Annotated in this window: 18 protein-coding genes; 11 read left to right on the top strand and 7 right to left on the bottom strand. The window is 70.0% G+C overall.

What is annotated here, in order from left to right:
* The 6 genes from A5704_RS02595 to A5704_RS02570 form a co-directional block, all read right to left on the bottom strand.
* Positions 1 to 378: DUF3592 domain-containing protein (locus A5704_RS02595; RefSeq protein WP_067785547.1), on the bottom strand; the 378-nt coding region annotated here is incomplete at its 3' end.
* Positions 375 to 2,000, bottom strand: coding sequence for a 2-succinyl-5-enolpyruvyl-6-hydroxy-3-cyclohexene-1-carboxylic-acid synthase (gene menD / locus A5704_RS02590; protein ID WP_067887262.1), 1,626 nt, complete (start codon positions 1,998 to 2,000; stop codon positions 375 to 377). The genes menD and A5704_RS02595, both read right to left, overlap by 4 nt.
* 99 nt (positions 2,001 to 2,099) lie before the next feature.
* Positions 2,100 to 2,882, bottom strand: a complete 783-nt coding sequence (locus A5704_RS02585; protein WP_067785541.1) for an alpha/beta fold hydrolase — start codon at positions 2,880 to 2,882, stop codon at positions 2,100 to 2,102.
* The gene (locus A5704_RS02580) at positions 2,879 to 3,805 is read right to left on the bottom strand and encodes an o-succinylbenzoate synthase (RefSeq protein ID WP_369807385.1); all 927 of its coding nucleotides are present in this window, start codon (positions 3,803 to 3,805) and stop codon (positions 2,879 to 2,881) included. Before A5704_RS02580 ends, A5704_RS02585 begins: the two co-directional genes overlap by 4 nt.
* A 62-nt stretch (positions 3,806 to 3,867) precedes the next feature.
* Positions 3,868 to 5,472: an amidohydrolase gene (locus A5704_RS02575; RefSeq protein WP_067749196.1), complete on the bottom strand. Its 1,605-nt coding sequence runs from the start codon at positions 5,470 to 5,472 to the stop codon at positions 3,868 to 3,870.
* Positions 5,473 to 5,499: 27 nt separating this feature from the next.
* Positions 5,500 to 6,324 carry a maleylpyruvate isomerase N-terminal domain-containing protein gene (locus tag A5704_RS02570; RefSeq protein WP_067749192.1) on the bottom strand — a complete coding sequence of 275 codons (825 nt, stop codon included), beginning with the start codon at positions 6,322 to 6,324 and terminating at the stop codon, positions 5,500 to 5,502.
* Between the two features lie 61 nt (positions 6,325 to 6,385).
* Between A5704_RS02570 and A5704_RS02565 the strand changes: the two genes are divergently transcribed.
* Both A5704_RS02565 and fadD8 read left to right on the top strand, forming a co-directional pair.
* On the top strand, positions 6,386 to 7,009 hold the full coding sequence (locus A5704_RS02565; RefSeq protein ID WP_067749189.1) for a PadR family transcriptional regulator: 624 nt from the start codon (positions 6,386 to 6,388) through the stop codon (positions 7,007 to 7,009).
* Between the two features lie 55 nt (positions 7,010 to 7,064).
* Positions 7,065 to 8,666, top strand: coding sequence for a fatty-acid--CoA ligase FadD8 (gene fadD8 / locus A5704_RS02560; RefSeq protein WP_067887259.1), 1,602 nt, complete (start codon positions 7,065 to 7,067; stop codon positions 8,664 to 8,666).
* 71 nt (positions 8,667 to 8,737) lie between these two features.
* On the opposite strand, the gene A5704_RS02555 is transcribed toward fadD8, so the two are convergent.
* Positions 8,738 to 9,286, bottom strand: a complete 549-nt coding sequence (locus A5704_RS02555; RefSeq protein ID WP_067887256.1) for a TetR/AcrR family transcriptional regulator — start codon at positions 9,284 to 9,286, stop codon at positions 8,738 to 8,740.
* A gap of 82 nt (positions 9,287 to 9,368) precedes the next feature.
* Here A5704_RS02555 and A5704_RS02550 point away from each other — a divergent pair, with 82 nt between their 5' ends.
* The 9 genes from A5704_RS02550 to A5704_RS02510 form a co-directional block, all read left to right on the top strand.
* On the top strand, positions 9,369 to 10,292 hold the full coding sequence (locus A5704_RS02550; protein ID WP_067749178.1) for an aldo/keto reductase: 924 nt from the start codon (positions 9,369 to 9,371) through the stop codon (positions 10,290 to 10,292).
* A gap of 11 nt (positions 10,293 to 10,303) precedes the next feature.
* Positions 10,304 to 10,768, top strand: a complete 465-nt coding sequence (locus tag A5704_RS02545; protein WP_067749175.1) for a nitroreductase family deazaflavin-dependent oxidoreductase — start codon at positions 10,304 to 10,306, stop codon at positions 10,766 to 10,768.
* Complete coding sequence (locus A5704_RS02540) at positions 10,765 to 11,667, top strand: 1,4-dihydroxy-2-naphthoyl-CoA synthase (protein WP_067749172.1); 903 nt, start codon at positions 10,765 to 10,767, stop codon at positions 11,665 to 11,667. Before A5704_RS02545 ends, A5704_RS02540 begins: the two co-directional genes overlap by 4 nt.
* A gap of 102 nt (positions 11,668 to 11,769) precedes the next feature.
* A complete protein-coding gene (locus A5704_RS02535; RefSeq protein ID WP_067887252.1) occupies positions 11,770 to 12,666 on the top strand; it encodes an SDR family oxidoreductase in 897 nt (298 codons plus the stop codon).
* 29 nt (positions 12,667 to 12,695) lie between these two features.
* Positions 12,696 to 13,103, top strand: coding sequence for a VOC family protein (locus tag A5704_RS02530; protein WP_067749167.1), 408 nt, complete (start codon positions 12,696 to 12,698; stop codon positions 13,101 to 13,103).
* 97 nt (positions 13,104 to 13,200) lie between these two features.
* The gene (locus A5704_RS02525; protein WP_067749164.1) at positions 13,201 to 14,442 is read left to right on the top strand and encodes an inorganic phosphate transporter; all 1,242 of its coding nucleotides are present in this window, start codon (positions 13,201 to 13,203) and stop codon (positions 14,440 to 14,442) included.
* Positions 14,442 to 14,741 (top strand): hypothetical protein, encoded by a 300-nt coding sequence (locus tag A5704_RS02520; RefSeq protein ID WP_067749160.1) that lies wholly within the window; start codon positions 14,442 to 14,444, stop codon positions 14,739 to 14,741. The genes A5704_RS02525 and A5704_RS02520 overlap by 1 nt, the downstream gene beginning before the upstream one ends.
* A 56-nt stretch (positions 14,742 to 14,797) precedes the next feature.
* Positions 14,798 to 15,100: a DUF3349 domain-containing protein gene (locus tag A5704_RS02515; protein ID WP_067887249.1), complete on the top strand. Its 303-nt coding sequence runs from the start codon at positions 14,798 to 14,800 to the stop codon at positions 15,098 to 15,100.
* Positions 15,101 to 15,168: 68 nt separating this feature from the next.
* Positions 15,169 to 15,826, top strand: a 658-nt coding sequence (locus A5704_RS02510; RefSeq protein ID WP_231968739.1) for an AMP-binding protein, incomplete at its 3' end; no start/stop codon positions are given.

The following is a 15,826-nucleotide window of genomic DNA, read 5'->3' as shown; positions in this document are numbered from 1 at the left end:
GCGGTGCTGCACCCGAACCAGATTGGGATCATTCTTGTTGTACTCGACGTATATACGCATGCCCGTAGCCAGATGCGACGGGTACAGCACGCCGAGCTCCGGGCGGTAGGTGACCCGCTCGGGTGTGACGAATTCGATGGTGGAGCGGCGCGGCCCGGCGCTGAGCACCTCGGCCTGCGCCACCCCCATGTTGTGTCGAATCGCAAGGTCATCGCGCCAGGCGCCGGCCACCAGCAAGACCGACTGCAGGGTGACCAAGCCGGTCACGATGAGCACCGTCACGCGGGCCCAGCGCAGTGCGATCCGGGGCCTGGTGTTGGGCGGCTTGTCACTGCGACCGTGAATCAATATGTGCAGCAATGCCTTTGGGTCGATCAAAGGGCCGCCTTGATGGCGGCGTGCAGCTGCCGAAGCGACGACCGGTCGGCCTTGACCTCCAGCACCCGCATACCGGGCGCGGGTTCGTCGAGCGCCGCGCCGAGCTGGTCGACCTCGATCTGCCGGCTCTCGACGTGGTAGGCGCGGCACAGCGCACCCACGTCGACGTCGTGCGGCGTCCCGAAGATCCGCGACGACACGTCGGAGAATCGCGGGTCGCCCTGCTCGAGCAACTCGAAGATGCCACCGCCGTTGTCGTTGGAGACCACGATGGTCAACTGCCGCGGGGTCGGCTCGGTGGGCCCGATCAGCAGCCCGGAGCTGTCGTGGACGAACGTCAGGTCGCCGATCAGCGCGACGGTGCGGCCCTCGTAGGCGAGCGCGGCCCCGATCGCGGTGGACACCGTGCCGTCGATACCTGCCACCCCGCGGTTGGAGCGGACGCGGATGCCGTGGGTGTCCAGGCCAACCAGGGCGGCGTCGCGGACCGGGTTGGACGCCCCCAGCACCAGCTGGTCACCCGGCCGAAGGGCGTCGGCGACGGCCGCCGCCACGTGCAAGCCGGTGGTCAGCGGGTGCGCCTTTAGCTGGCCGCGCACCGCGTCGTTGGCGTGCCGGTTGACCTCCGCGCAGCGCTTCAACCAGGCCGCACTCGGCGTGCCGGTGGTGACCGCTCGCGTCCCGGTGGCCTGCGAGTTGCCCGAGACGTCGGGCCAGCGCGGTCCGGTGGTCAACGCGTACACCGGCACCTGCGGATCGGCCAGCAGCGCCGACACCGGCCGGTGCAGGGTGGGCCGCCCGAGCATGATCACCTGCTTCGGGCGCAGCAGCGGCAGGGCCAGCGGGTGCAGCGGGTTTTCCGGTGCCGGTGCCGTCGATTCGGCGACGGTCGGCAACTGCGCGAGGTTGGGGTGCACGCCCGCACCGTGCCCGGCGATCACGACGGTGTCGGGCGACAGGTCGATGTCCAGCGGCTGGTCGAACGTGACCGGCGGCGTGTAGGTCCACGGCCGCCCGCCGGGCCGCCCCTGCGGCACGGCGGCGCCCCGGGGTTCGGGATCGGGCACCAGGGGCTCGCGCAGCGGGATGTCGAACTGCACCGGGCCGGCGTTGGCGGTGCGGGATCCCGTCGCCGCCGCCAGGACCCGGCAGGTGGCCGATCGCCACGTCGCGTTGAAGGACTCCAGCCGCTCGGGTGCGTCCTCGGCCAGGCCCAGGCTGATAGCGGCGCGGACCTGGGTGCCGAAGTAACCCAGCTGCTCCATGGTCTGGTTGGCCCCGGTGCCCAGCATCTCGTAGGGCCGGTTGGCCGACAGCACGATCAGCGGCACCCGCGCGTAGTTGGCCTCCACCACGGCCGGCCCCAGGTTGGCAACGGCGGTGCCCGACGTCATCGCGACACACACCGGGGCGCCGGCGGCGATCGCCAGCCCGATGGCCAGGTAGCCGGCGGTGCGCTCGTCGATGCGGACGTGCAGCCGGATCCGGCCGGCGCGGTCGGCGTCGTGCAGCGCGAAGGCCAGCGGCGCGTTGCGCGACCCGGGGCACAGCACCACGTCGCGGACGCCGCCGCGAATCAGCTCGTCAACGACGACGCGGGCCTGAGTCGTCGAGGGGTTCACTCCTACAGCCTGTCACAGCCCGCCGACCGGCGGCCGAACGTGGAGTTGGCGGGCTGGTCCGCCCGGAATTCGCCCGGAAAGCCGACGTTGGGCGCGCCCTCAGTTGCCGGCGAAGAACTTCAGCGCCGCCTCGTTGACGGCGTCCGGGCGTTCGAAGAACCCGAGGTGGCCGGCGTCGGGAATCTGCACGTATCGCCCGTTGGGCAGCGCGTCGGCGACCTCACGCCCCAGGTAGGGCGGTGTCAGCACGTCGTCGGAGAAGCCGATCACCAGCACCGGCGTCGCGATGCTGCGGTAGGCCGGCAGCCGGTTGGTGTACGGGGCGACGTCCAGCTGGCAGCGGGTGCCCGGGGTGGACTTGATCGGCCACATGGAGAACATCGCGATCCAGTCCGCGACGGCGACGTCGTCGTTGAGCGTCTTGCGCGAGAAGTTCTCCAGCAGGCGGATTTTGGCGTCGTAGGAGTTCGGCAGCTGGACCCCGGCGTCGGCGAGCTCGGCCTCGGCGTCGCGGAAGAACTGGCGCGCCTTGTCCATCCGGCCCCGGGTGCCCATCAACACCGCGGAGCTGACCAATTCGGGCCGGGCGAGCATGAGCTCCTGGGCGATGAACGCCCCCATCGACATCCCCACGATGCGGGCCGGGGCGGCGTCGAGGCCCTCGATCAGCGCCGCGGTGTCGGCCACCATCGTTTGCGTGGTGAAACCCTGCGCGTTCTCGGTGGCACCGATTCCGCGGTTGTCGAAAGTGATGACGCGGTAGCCGGCGGCCAGGAACGCGGGGAGCTGATACGGGTGCCAGGTCCGCCCGGCACCGCCGTGGCCGCTGATGAACACCACCGGCTCGCCGGAGCCGCGGTCGTCGTAAGCCAGGTTGATCACTCGGACGACGGTACAAGGAGCGGGTGGCAGGCCGTGACCCGGTCGATCCACCACTGCCGCCGCTCCGGGGGCGCGGCCAGGGCCCGCAACCGCGCCGGATCCGGGGTCACCGCCCCCGCCGCCAGGGTGCCGTCGACGGGCGCTGCGACCTCGGCCACGTCCTCGACGAACAACCCGCCGGTGCCCAGCCCACACGCGTGGCGCAACACCGGCAACGCCGCCGCGGCGGCCAGCCCGGCCGCGATGCCCACCGCCGAGTCGATCGCGCTGGACACCACGACCGGGATGTCGATCTGCGCGGCGATCGAGAGCATGGGCGAAATACCGCCCAGCGGAGCGACTTTGAGCACCGCGATATCGGCGGCGCGGGCGCGGACGACCGCGAGCGGGTCGTCGGCCTTGCGGATGCTTTCGTCGGCGGCGATCGGCACGTCCGGCAGCTCTGGCCGCCGGCGCAGCGCCGCGAGTTCCTCGACGGTCGCGCAGGGTTGTTCGAGGTATTCCAGCGGGCCGTCGGCGGTCAGGGCTTGAGCTGCTCGCACCGCCTGCTCGACGCTCCAGCCGCCGTTGGCGTCCACGCGCACGGTCGGCACGAGGTCGCGCACGGCGTTGACCCGGTCCACGTCGTCGGCCAGGGTCTGGCCGGGCTCGGCGACCTTCACCTTGGCCGTGCGGGCGCCCGGGAATCGGGCCAGCACCTCGCCCACCCGGGCGGCGTCGACGGCCGGGACGGTGGCGTTGATCGGGATGCGGTCCCGGCGCGGCGGCGGTGGCGGGCGGTAGGCGGCCTCGATGCCGGCCGCCAGCCAGTGCGCGGCCTCCGGCGGGGCGTACTCCAGGAAGGCGCCGAACTCGCCCCAGCCCGCGGGGCCCTCGATCAGCGCGACCTCGCGGGTGGTGATGCCGCGGAACCGCACCCGCATCGGCAACGCGACCACGTGCAGGCGGTCCAAGAGGTCTTGCAGGCGGGGCGGGCGCGTGGGCGTCACTGCCCGTAGACCTGGCGGCCCGCGAGAAACGTCGCGCGCACGTCCAGATCAGCGATCTGCTCGGGCGGCACGGTCCGCGGATCGGCCGACAGCACCACCAGGTCGGCGTACTTGCCCACCTCCAGCGAGCCGGTCACGTCGTCGGCGAACAACTGCCAGGCCGCGTCGATGGTCTGCGCGCGGATGGCCTGCTCGACGGTCAACCGCTCCTCGGGCGCCAGCACCCGGCCGCTGGGCGCCGTGCGCGTGACCGCGACGCTGATGTTGCGCAGCGGCTCCTCGGGCGTGACCGGGGGGTCGTTGTGCAACGAGATGCGCATGCCGGTCGCGACCGCGGAACCGGCTGGCATCCAACGGGATCCGCGCTCGGCACCGAACAGGCCGTCGACGATGATGTCGCCCCAGTAGTGGATCTGGTCCACGAAGATGCTGCAGGTGACCCCGAGGTCGGCGGCGCGCCGCAGCTGCTCGGGCCGGATGGCGCCGACGTGCTCGAGCCGCAGCCGGTGGTCGTCGCGGGGGTGTCGGCGCAGGGCCTCCTCGTAGACGTCGAGGATGGTGTCCACCCCGGCGTCGCCCTGTACGTGGCAGGCCATCGGCCAGCCCAGCGGGAAGTAGGCGCCGACGATTTCGCTCAGCTGTTCGCGGGTGTAGTTGGCGTGCCCGCAGGAACCGGGCGGCACGCCGATGGTGCGGGTGGCGTCGGTGTCCAGGTAGGGGAAGGACAGGGCGATGTTGCCGACCCACGGCGAGCCGTCGACCCAGATCTTGATGCCGACCTGGCGCAGCATGTCGTCGCCCTGGCCGGGGGTGGCGTCGGTGCGCATCTGCGGGTTGGAGATCTCGTAGGTGCGCAACCGGACCGTCAGCTGGTCGCGCAGCCGCTCGACCACCGGCCCGAACGCCGGGTCGAAGGCCATCTCGGAGCAGGTGGTCAGGCCGGCGCGGTTGAGCCGCGCGCATTCGGCGAGCAGCATCGCCGGGTAGTCGCCGGGCGCGATGGCCCCGGCCAGCAGCGGGAACACCGCGCCGGTCTCCTCAGCGCTGCCGTCCAGCTCGCCGTGCACGTCGCGGCCATACCGCGCGCCCTTGGGATCGGCGGTGTCGCGGGTCAGGCCGGCGCGGCGGGCCGCGTGCGAGTTGAAGTACGCCTTGTGCCCGGAGTTGTGGATGATGATCAGCGGCCCGTCCGGCGCGATCTCGTCCAGCCACGCCAGCGTCGGCTGCGGCAACCCGGACTGCAGCAGCGGGTCCCAGCCGTTCAGGTAGGCGCCGTCCGCTCCCCTGGCGGCGACCTCGCGCCGCACCGCGGCGACGACGTCGTCGGCGGCCGGCAACGTGACAGGCCGGATGTCGACGATCCGGTCCGACAGCGCCAGCGCCTCCATCAGCGGATGGCCATGCGCCTCAACGAATCCCGGCATGACGCAGCCGTCCCCGAAATCGAGCGTTTTGGTGTCGGGCCCGATGTGGTCGTTCATTTCCGACCGGCTGCCGACGGCGACGATGCGGCCGTCGGCGACGGCGAGCGCCTCGGCGGTGGGCCGTTTTTCGTCGACGGTCAGTACGGTTCCGGTGACGACGAGATCTGCAGCGGCCATGTGCAGGGATGCTAGTGCTCCGGGGTGTCAGAGGCGTTCGAAACAGGACTGCAGCTTGAGTGCCTTCCACGGCCGGCGCCCGCCGACGATCATCAGGCCCCTGCGAGCAGCGGTCAGCGGACCGATGCGCTGGTAGAGCATGTCGCACAATGTCGAAGCGGGCATCCTGAGCACGGCGTCGGGGCGATCCGCGGGCCGGCGCTCGCGCATTTCCGCGGCACCGTCGTGAATACGGATCACATAAGGGCGCGCACCGGGGAGCTTGAAGGCGACACAGACATCGGTGCCGGCGGGCAACCCCGCGCGCACGTATCCCGGCCCCTCGCCAAGCTGCATGAGACCGCGTGCGATGAGCAGCATGTCGCGTTCCTCAACCTCCCACGGCGTCCTGGTCGCCCGCGCGACGTCCCGCCCGTGGAGGATCAACTCACCGAGCCAGTTCGTCTGCAGCGTGATGCCGTCCGCGAAGGCGCCGCAATGGGCCTCGTACACAAGGTCGTTCGAGCAAGTATCGAAGAACGCGTCCATGACGGGGGCGAGATCGCTGATCTGGTCGGCGATTTCGCCGACTGGCGCCAACAACGCGTTGAGCTCGACGCGGTTGATTTCGTCCAATTCGCGCGGGTAGGCGGCGCGGCGGAAGTCCCGTCCTTCAGCAAACGCCTGGTAGCGGTGCGCGACCGATAGCACGTGAGCGACGACCTGCTGAACAGTCCAGTCCAAGCCGGGAACGGGGGCATGCGGGTCGGCGGTGCGGATCAACCGGTCGAAGCGGTCCCGCGCCCGCCCGATGCGATCCCTCAGTTCGTCGCGGGTGGTGTCGACAAGCGCGACGTGGTCGGTGTCGTTCATCCTGCACCTCCAATACTCCAGTTTGGAGGTAAATTACTCCAGGATTGAGTATTGTCAAGGGATGGCCTCGAAACCCACCACGACATCTTTCGCGCTTCTCGGTCTGCTCGGCATCAGATCGTGGACGGCGTACGAGATCGTCGCCCAGATCAAACGCGGCGTGCACTTCTTTTGGCCGCGGTCGGAGGCTCACCTGTACGCGGAGCTCAAGCGGCTCGTCGAGCGCGGTCACGCCAGCGCCGAGACAGTCGAGGGCCGTCGCCGTCAACGCACTCGGTACACCATCACCCCGGAAGGCCGTGCGGCACTTGAGGACTGGTTCGGCACCCAGCCGGCCGTGCCGGTGGTCGAAGCGGAGGGATTCCTCCGGCTGTTTCTCGGAGACCAGGCAACCAAGCACGACCTGCGCGAGTCACTCGAAGCCACCGCCCGCGAGGCGCGCGAGATGCATGCCAAGGGCAAGGCGCTCATCGAAGAGCTCCTGCACACGGGTGGACCTTTTCCGGAGCGGCTTCACCTCGTGGAACCCGAGGCGACGTTCATCGCCGAGTTCTACCGAAATGTCATCGCATGGTGCGAACAGACAATCGCGGAAATCGAGGAGTGGCCCGACACCCGCGACGTCGGCCTCACGGCAAGGGGACGACAACGGTGGCAGCGCATACTTGCCCAGCCCGACCCCTAGGCGTCTTTCGAGGGGGTGGCTGACTAAAACTGCAACACGTTCTAGTCTTGGCCACATGAGTGACGAGCTGCTGCGCCATCCCATTCATTCCGGACACCTGACCGTCGGTGCGCTCAAGCGCAACAAGGACAAGCCGGTGCTATACCTCGGCGACACCACGCTGACCGGCGGACAGCTCGCCGAGCGGATCAGCCAGTACATCCAGGCGTTCGAGGCGCTCGGTGCGGGCACCGGCGCGACCGTCGGGCTGCTGTCGCTGAACCGGCCCGAGGTTTTGATGATCATCGGCGCCGGCCAGACCCAGGGCTACCGGCGGGTGGCCCTGCATCCGCTGGGCTCCCTGGACGACCACGCCTACGTGCTGAACGACGCCGGCGTGACGTCGCTGATCATCGACCCCAACCCGATGTTCGTCGAGCGGGCGCTGGGCCTGCTGGAGAAGGTGCCCGGCCTCAAGCAGGTCCTGACCATCGGGCCGGTCCCCGAGGCGCTCGGGGATTCCGCGGTGGACCTGGTGGCCGAGGCGGCGAAGTATCCGCCGAAGCCGTTGGTGGCGGCCGAGTTGCCGCCCGATCACATCGGGGGGATGGCCTACACCGGTGGAACCACTGGCAAGCCCAAGGGCGTGCTGGGCACCGCGCAGTCGATCACCACGATGACCACGATCCAGTTAGCCGAGTGGGAGTGGCCGGAGAACCCGCGCTTTTTGATGTGCACCCCGCTGTCGCATGCCGGGGCGGCGTTCTTCGTGCCGACGATCATCAAGGGGGGCGAGCTGGTGGTGCTGACCAAGTTCGACCCCGCCGAGGTGCTGCGGGTGATCGAGGAACAGAAGATCACCGCGACCATGCTGGTGCCGTCGATGATCTACGCGCTGATGGACCACCCGGATTCGCACACCCGTGACCTGTCGTCGCTGGAGACGGTCTATTACGGCGCCTCGGCGATGAACCCGGTGCGGCTGGCCGAGGCCATCCGCCGCTTCGGGCCGATCTTCGCCCAGTACTACGGGCAGTCCGAGGCCCCGATGGTGATCTCGTACCTGGCCAAGAAGGACCACGACGAGAAGCGGCTCACCTCCTGCGGGCGGCCCACCCTGTTCGCCCGCACGGCGCTGCTGGGCGCCGACGGAAAGCCGGTGCCGCAGGGCGAGGTCGGCGAGATCTGCGTGTCCGGGCCGCTTTTGAGCGGCGGGTACTGGAACCTGCCGGAGGAGACGGCCAAGACGTTCGAGGACGGCTGGTTGCACACCGGTGACATGGCCCGCGAGGACGAGGACGGCTTCTGGTTCATCGTCGACCGGGTCAAGGACATGATCGTCACCGGCGGGTTCAACGTGTTCCCGCGCGAGGTCGAGGACGTCGTCGCCGAGCACCCGGCCGTCGCGCAGGTGTGCGTGATCGGCACCCCGGACGAGAAGTGGGGCGAGGCCGTCACCGCCGTGATCGTGCTGCGGCCCGACCACCCCTCCGATGAGGAGTCGGTGGCGCGGGTGACCGTCGAGATCCAGTCCGCCGTCAAGGAGCGCAAGGGTTCGGTGCAATCGCCCAAGCAGGTGATCGTCGTCGACTCGGTGCCGGTGACCGCGCTGGGCAAGCCGGACAAGAAGGCCGTCCGCGCGCGGTTCTGGGAGGGCGCCGACCGCGCCGTCGGCTGAGTCTTTCGGCTCGAGCGTCACGCCAGCGTGGCGCTCGCCGGCTGCCGTCACGCTGGCGTGACTCTCGGTGATCAGGCGGCGGCGATGCCGGCGACGAGCAGGTCGAGCATGCGGCCGGTCTGCTCAGGCGAGCCGCTGGCCAAAAAGATGCCGATCAGGCTCGACACCACGTCGTCGGCCTGCACGTCGGCGCGCAGGCTGCCGTCCTCGGCGCCGGCCCGCAACAGCAGGTCGACCGCGCCGACGATGCTGTCCCGAGTCTGGTTGGCCTGCATTGCGCCGGAGGCGAAGATCGCCTGCAACGACTCCGCCATCCCACGCTTGGCGGCCACGAATGACGCGTAGCGGTCCATCCAGCGGCGCAACGCCGTCTCGGACGGGTGGCGCTTGAGCAGCCGTTCGGCCGTCGCGGCCACTTCGTCGAGTTCGGCTCGGTAGATCGCCTCCACCAGCGCCTCTCGATTCGGGAAATGGCGGTAGAGCGTGCCGATCCCGACGCCCGCCTCGCGGGCGATGGCCTCCAGCGACACCGGTCGCCCGTCGGCGGTGGCGAACGCCGCCGTCGCCACCTCGATTAGCCGCTCGCGATTGCGGCGCGCGTCCGATCGGATCTCGGCCAAGCGGAGGCTCCTCCGTTTCTGCTACGCTCAAATAAGCGGAGGACCCTCCGCATCTTCTCCAGTGTGGCACGAGGGAGCACTCATGACGGACACACCACGGCCCGGCGGTCCCGGCAGCATCGGCGGGTCGACCGTCGCGCGCATCGGCTACGGCGCAATGCAGTTGTTCGAGGCCCCATCCGTCGAGGACGCGGCCGCGGTGCTGCGCCGCGCGGTCGAGCTCGGGGTCAACCACGTCGACACGGCGTCGTTCTACGGCCCGGGCGAGGTGAACCGGCGGATCCGGGCGGCGCTGTTCCCCTACGCCGACGACCTCGTCATCGTCAGCAAGGTCGGCGCGCGCTTCACCGGCGAACAGCCCATGCCGCTGGCGGCGGCGCAAAAGCCCGCCGAGCTGCGCGCCGCGGTCGAGGACGACCTGCGTCAGCTCGGCCTGGACTGCGTCCCGGTGGTCAACCTGCGGCGCATGGACCTCGGCCCCGGCGTGGCCGCCGAGGGCGATCAGCAGGTGGACGTCGACGACCAGCTCGCCGAGATGATCGCGCTGCGCGACGAGGGCAAGATCGGCGCGATCGGCATCAGCGCCGTGCCGGTGGACGTGGTGCGGCGCGCGCTGCCGGCGGGCATCGTCTGCGTACAGAACGCTTACAGCGCGCTGGACCGCTCGCAGGAGGACACGTTGCAGCTCTGCGCCGCAGCGGGTGTCGCGTGGGTGCCCTACTTCCCGCTGGGATCGTCGTTTCCCGGTTTCCCGAAGGTCGCCGACCATCCGGTGGTGGCCGAGATCGCCGGCCGGCTCGGGGTCACCGGCGCCCAGGTCGGCTTGGCGTGGCTGCTGGCGCACGCGCCGAACACGTTGCTGATCCCGGGCACGCGATCCGTCGGGCACCTCGAGGAAAACCTCGGCGCCGGCGACGTCACCCTGGATGCCGAGGCGCTGGAAAGGCTGGACGCCATCGGCACAACCGAGCCCCAGCCCCATCGTGTGGAGTCCGTCCAGAGGTAACGTCGCTGAGTATGGGAAGCGGCAAATCGATCAAACCGCCGTGGTGGCTGAAGCCGGCCAACAAGGTCTTCATCCAGATGTCGCGGCTGGGTATGAGTTTCGGCGGCGAGAGCCCCGTCGTGCTGACGGTGAAGGGCCGCAAGTCCGGAGCGCCGCGCTCGACCCCGGTGACCCCGATGACGGTCGACGGCCGGCAGTACGTCGTCGCCGGGTTCCCGGGCGCCGACTGGGTCGCCAACGTGCGGGCCGCCGGTGAGGCGACGATCGCGCGCGGCCGGCACGTGCAGAAGGTGCGGGTGGCCGAGCTGCCGGCCGAGGACGCGCGTCCGATCCTGCGGCTCTTTCCGACCGAGGTGCCGACGGGCGTCGGCTTCATGAAGCGGGCGGGGCTGGTCACCGAGGGCCGCCCCGAGGAGTTCGAGGCCCTGGCCGGCCGCTGCGCGGTGTTTCGCTTCGAGCCGATTGAAACGCCATGAGCGACAATCCCTTTGACGCGACGGCCTGGCGGCCCGTGGACGGGTTCGACGGGCTGATCGACATCACCTATCACCGCCACGTCACCGACGCGACGGTCCGGGTGGCGTTCGACCGGCCCGAGGTGCGCAACGCGTTCCGTCCGCACACCGTCGACGAGCTCTACCGCGTGCTCGACCACGCCCGGATGTCCCCCGACGTCGGGGTGGTCCTGCTGACCGGTAACGGCCCGTCGCCCAAGGACGGCGGCTGGGCGTTCTGCTCCGGCGGCGACCAGCGCATCCGCGGGCGCAGCGGTTACCAGTACGCAAGCGGCGACACGGCGGACACCGTGGACACCGCCCGCGCCGGGCGGCTGCACATCCTCGAGGTGCAGCGGCTGATCCGGTTCATGCCCAAGGTGGTCATCTGCCTGGTCAACGGGTGGGCGGCCGGCGGCGGGCACAGCCTGCACGTGGTGTGCGACCTCACCCTGGCCAGCCGCGAGCACGCCCGGTTCAAGCAGACCGACGCCGACGTCGGCAGCTTCGACGGCGGCTACGGCAGCGCGTATCTGGCGCGCCAGGTGGGCCAGAAGTTCGCCCGCGAGATCTTCTTCCTCGGCCGCGCGTACACCGCCGAGCAGATGCACCAGATGGGCGCGGTCAACGCCGTCATCGACCACGCCGACCTGGAGCGGGCGGGCATCGAGTGGGCGGCCGAGATCAACGCCAAATCGCCTCAGGCGCAACGGATGCTCAAGTTCGCCTTCAACCTGCTCGACGACGGGCTGGTGGGTCAGCAGCTGTTCGCGGGTGAGGCCACCCGGCTCGCGTACATGACCGACGAGGCAGTCGAGGGCCGCGACGCCTTCCTGGAGAAGCGGCCGCCCGACTGGAGCCGGTTCCCCCGCTACTTCTAGGAGGGTCACGATTTAGGAGGGTCACGCTGGCGTGACGCTCGACGGCCAACGCCACGCTGGCGTGACGCTCGGCCAATGCGCGCCCGCCCCTAGACTCCCCCCGTGAGCAAGAGTCCCCTTCGCCGTTTCACCGATCAGCTGGTGCTGGCCACCATGCGGCCGCCGATGGCCCCGCAGGTCTTGGTCAACCGGCCCGCCATCAAGCCGGTCGACCTCGACGGCAAGCGCATCCTGCTCACCGGGGCGTCGTCGGGCATCGGCGAGGCCGCGGCCGAACTGCTGGCCCGCGAGGGCGCGACGGTCGCCGTCGTCGCCCGGCGTGAGGACCTGCTCGACGCGCTCGCGGAACGGATCACCGGGGCGGGCGGCAGCGCGGTCGCATTGCCGTGCGACGTTTCCGACATGGACGCCGTCGACGCGCTGGTCGCCGACGTCGAAAAGCGCCTCGGCGGGGTCGACATCCTGATCAACAACGCCGGCCGTTCGATCCGGCGGCCGCTGGCCGAGTCGCTGGAGCGCTGGCACGACGTCGAACGGACCATCACGCTCAACTACTACGCGCCGCTGCGGCTGATCCGCGGGCTGGCGCCCGGGATGCTCGAACGGGGCGACGGTCACGTCATCAACGTCTCCACCTGGGGAGTGCTGTCGGAGGCGTCGCCGCTGTTCGCGGTCTACAACGCGTCGAAGGCGGCGCTGTCGGCGGTGAGCCGCGTCGTGGAGACGGAGTGGGGCCCCAAGGGTGTGCATTCGACGACGCTGTACTACCCGCTGGTGGCCACGCCGATGATCGCGCCGACGAAGGCGTACGAGGGCATGCCGGCGCTCACGTCGGAGGAGGCCGCCGAATGGATGCTGACCGCGGCCCGCACCCGGCCGGTGCGGATCGCGCCGCGGATGGCGATCGCGGCCAAGGCCCTGGACACCTTCGGCCCCCGGCTGGTCAACACGCTCATGCAGCGGCAGCGGATCCAGCCGAATCGCGCGGAAGGCGACTGAGCCCACAGCGACGTGATAGACACGACGCTATGGAGATCCTGGCCAGCCGGATGCTGTTCCGGCCGGCGGACTATCAGCAGTCGTTGGCCTTCTACCGGGACCAGATCGGGCTCGCGATAGCCCGCGAGTACGGCGGCGGCACAGTGTTTTTCGCGGGCCAGTCGTTGCTGGAGCTCGCCGGCTACGGATCACCGGACCACTCCCGCGGCCCCTTCCCCGGCGCGCTGTGGCTGCAGGTGCGCGACATCGAGGCCACCCAGGCCGAGTTGCAGAGCCGGGGCGTGGCGATCGCCCGCGAGGCGCGCCAAGAGCCATGGGGCCTATACGAAATGCACGTGACCGACCCGGACGGAATCACGCTGATCTTCGTCCAGATCCCGCCGGACCACCCGTTACGGCGCGACACCCGGGGTGAACGAGCGGGAAAGTCCGGTTAACTGAGAGGTAACATCTGGCGACGAGTCTAGGTACATCCGCGATTCGGGTCTTGCTGCATTCGACAATGGAATCCCCCTACCACCAGAATCGGGCGCTGTGAACATCCAATTGTTCCTTCTGATCATTGTCGTAATCACGGCACTGGCTTTCGATTTCACGAACGGCTTCCACGACACCGGCAACGCGATGGCGACCTCGATCGCCAGCGGCGCGCTCAAGCCCAAGGCGGCCGTCGCGCTGTCCGCGGTGCTCAATCTCGTGGGCGCGTTCATGTCCACCGCCGTCGCCGCCACGATTGCCAAGGGCTTGATCGACGGGCACATCGTGACGCTCGAGCTGGTCTTCGCGGGCCTGGTCGGCGGCATCGTGTGGAACCTGCTGACCTGGCTCCTCGGCATCCCTTCGAGCTCGTCGCACGCCCTGATCGGCGGCATCGTCGGCGCCACCATCGCGGCCGTCGGCGCGCACGGGGTGATCTGGAAGGGCGTGGTCTCCAAGGCGATCATCCCCGCCGTCGTTTCCGCGATCCTGGCCATCGTGGTCGGGGCGGTGGCGACCTGGCTGGTGTACCGGATCACCCGCGGCATCCCCACCAAGCGCACCGAGGCCGGCTTCCGGTACGGCCAATGGGGGTCGGCGTCGCTGGTCTCGCTGGCGCACGGCACCAACGACGCCCAGAAGACGATGGGCATCATCTTCCTGGCGCTGATGTCCTACGGCTCGGTCAGCAAGAACGCCTCCATGCCGCCGCTGTGGGTCATCGTCGGTTGCGCGGTGTCGATGGCGTTGGGCACTTACCTGGGCGGCTGGCGGATCATCCGCACGCTGGGCAAGGGCCTGGTCGAGATCCAGTCGCCGCAGGGCATGGCGGCCGAGTCCTCCTCGGCCGCGGTGATTTTGCTGTCGGCCCACTTCGGCTACGCGCTGTCGACCACGCAGGTGTGCACCGGCTCGGTGCTGGGCAGCGGGCTCGGCAAGCCCGGCGGCGAGGTCCGCTGGGGAGTCGCCGGCCGCATGGGCGTCGCCTGGCTGGTGACGCTGCCGCTGGCCGGGCTGGTCGGTGCCGTCACCTACTGGATCGTGCACCTGATCGGCGGCTACCCCGGCGCCATCGTCGGCTTCGCGCTGCTGGTCGCGGTCTCCGCCACCATCTACATCCGGTCGCGCAAGGTCAAGGTCGACCACAACAACGTCAACGCCGAATGGAAGGGCGACCTGACCGCCGGGCTGGAGGACTCCGCCGAGCACCGGCCGCCATCGAGCGTTCCCCCGACGAACGGCAGCGGCACGACCGGCCGGTACGACTCCGACGACCCCACGATGAAGGCGAACGCTTGATGAGTCACTTCGGCGATTGGTTCAACTACCAGGCCTCCCTCAAGATCCTGCTCTTCTCGATGCTGGCCGGCGCCGCCTTGCCGGGGCTGTTCGCCCTGGGGCTGCGATTCCACGCGGTGGGCGCCGGGCAGGCCGGCACCGAGGGCGGCTCGTCACAGAAGAATCCGGCACTGCTGGCGCTCGCCTGGCTGATCTATGCGGTGGTGATCGTGGCGATCGCCTTCGCCCTGGCGTACATCTCCCGGGACTTCATCGCCCACCACACCGGTGTCGCCTTCCTCGGAGCCAAGCCCAAGTAGCATCGAATGATGCCCACCGCGTCACCGAGCCGGACACCGGGGGGAGCTGTACCAGCGTGAACGGATTTCTCAATTCGATCGTCTCGTGGCTGCGCGCGGGATACCCGGAAGGCGTCCCGCCGACGGACACCTTCCCGGTGCTCGCGCTGCTGGCCCGCCGGCTGTCCAACCACGAGGTCAAGGCCGTCGCCTGCGAGCTGATCAGCCGGGGCGAGTTCGACGATGTCGACATCGGCGTGCTGATCACACAGATCACCGACAACCTGCCCTCGCCCGACGACGTCGAGCGGGTGCGGGTGCGGTTGGCGGCCCAGGGGTGGCCGTTCGACGACGCGGACGAGGTCGAGGACCCCGCATAGCCCTACTGCGCGCACTCACCGTCCCGCCGGGCTCGGCCGTCTCGTCGCTGTTACCCGCCCTGGAACGCGTGCTGGACGGGCGCGACCCCGCTCTGGTCGCGCTCGCGCCCGGCTCGGAGGAGCTGACGGCCGGGCTGCGGGTCGGTGAACCCATCGACGACGACGTCGCCCTGGTGGTGACGACGTCGGGGACCACGGGCGCCCCCAAGGGGGCGCTGCTCAGCGCGACCGCGTTGACGGCCAGCGCGACGGCCACCCATGACCGCCTCGGCGGCCCGGGCCGCTGGCTGCTGGCGCTGCCGCCGCATCACATCGCCGGGCTGCAGGTGCTGGTGCGCAGCGCGCTGGCCGGCTCGCCGCCCGTCGAGCTGGACGTCTCCGCAGGCTTCGATGTCGCCGAATTACCCAGCGCGATAGGACGATTGGGATCGGGCCGGCGATACACCTCGCTGGTGGCCACGCAGCTGGCCAAGGCGCTGACCGACCCGGCGGCCGCCGCCGCGCTCGCCGAACTGGACGCCGTCCAGCGGCACGCCGTCGTACACGCAACCGCCCGCGGTTTCGCTCATCCCGTAGGTGCGCACCACGGCGACGCCGGCCGCCGCGGCGGCGTCGAGCACCCCCTGCGGGGCCGGGCCGCCGCCGAGCAGGACGGCGTCCAGTTCGGCGAGCGCGGCGGCGGCCGCCGGGTCGGTCAGCGCCTTGGCCAGCTGCGTGGCCACCAGC

This window comes from Mycobacterium sp. E735 (genome assembly GCF_001666955.1).
GTDB lineage: Bacteria > Actinomycetota > Actinomycetes > Mycobacteriales > Mycobacteriaceae > Mycobacterium.
Note: the sequence above shows the minus strand (reverse complement) of the source record. Positions and strands in the feature narration are given on the sequence as shown.

What these genes read in the sequence shown, in the direction of transcription:
- A5704_RS02580 (WP_369807385.1), bottom strand. Translation starts at nt 3,805, where the DNA reads ATGCGGGTGCGGTTCCGCGGCATCACCACCCGCGAGGTCGCGCTGATC.
- A5704_RS02575 (WP_067749196.1), bottom strand. Translation starts at nt 5,472, where the DNA reads ATGGCCGCTGCAGATCTCGTCGTCACCGGAACCGTACTGACCGTCGAC.
- A5704_RS02570 (WP_067749192.1), bottom strand. Translation starts at nt 6,324, where the DNA reads ATGAACGACACCGACCACGTCGCGCTTGTCGACACCACCCGCGACGAA.
- A5704_RS02565 (WP_067749189.1), top strand. Translation starts at nt 6,386, where the DNA reads ATGGCCTCGAAACCCACCACGACATCTTTCGCGCTTCTCGGTCTGCTC.
- fadD8 (WP_067887259.1), top strand. Translation starts at nt 7,065, where the DNA reads ATGAGTGACGAGCTGCTGCGCCATCCCATTCATTCCGGACACCTGACC.
- A5704_RS02550 (WP_067749178.1), top strand. Translation starts at nt 9,369, where the DNA reads ATGACGGACACACCACGGCCCGGCGGTCCCGGCAGCATCGGCGGGTCG.
- A5704_RS02545 (WP_067749175.1), top strand. Translation starts at nt 10,304, where the DNA reads ATGGGAAGCGGCAAATCGATCAAACCGCCGTGGTGGCTGAAGCCGGCC.
- A5704_RS02540 (WP_067749172.1), top strand. Translation starts at nt 10,765, where the DNA reads ATGAGCGACAATCCCTTTGACGCGACGGCCTGGCGGCCCGTGGACGGG.
- A5704_RS02530 (WP_067749167.1), top strand. Translation starts at nt 12,696, where the DNA reads ATGGAGATCCTGGCCAGCCGGATGCTGTTCCGGCCGGCGGACTATCAG.
- A5704_RS02520 (WP_067749160.1), top strand. Translation starts at nt 14,442, where the DNA reads ATGAGTCACTTCGGCGATTGGTTCAACTACCAGGCCTCCCTCAAGATC.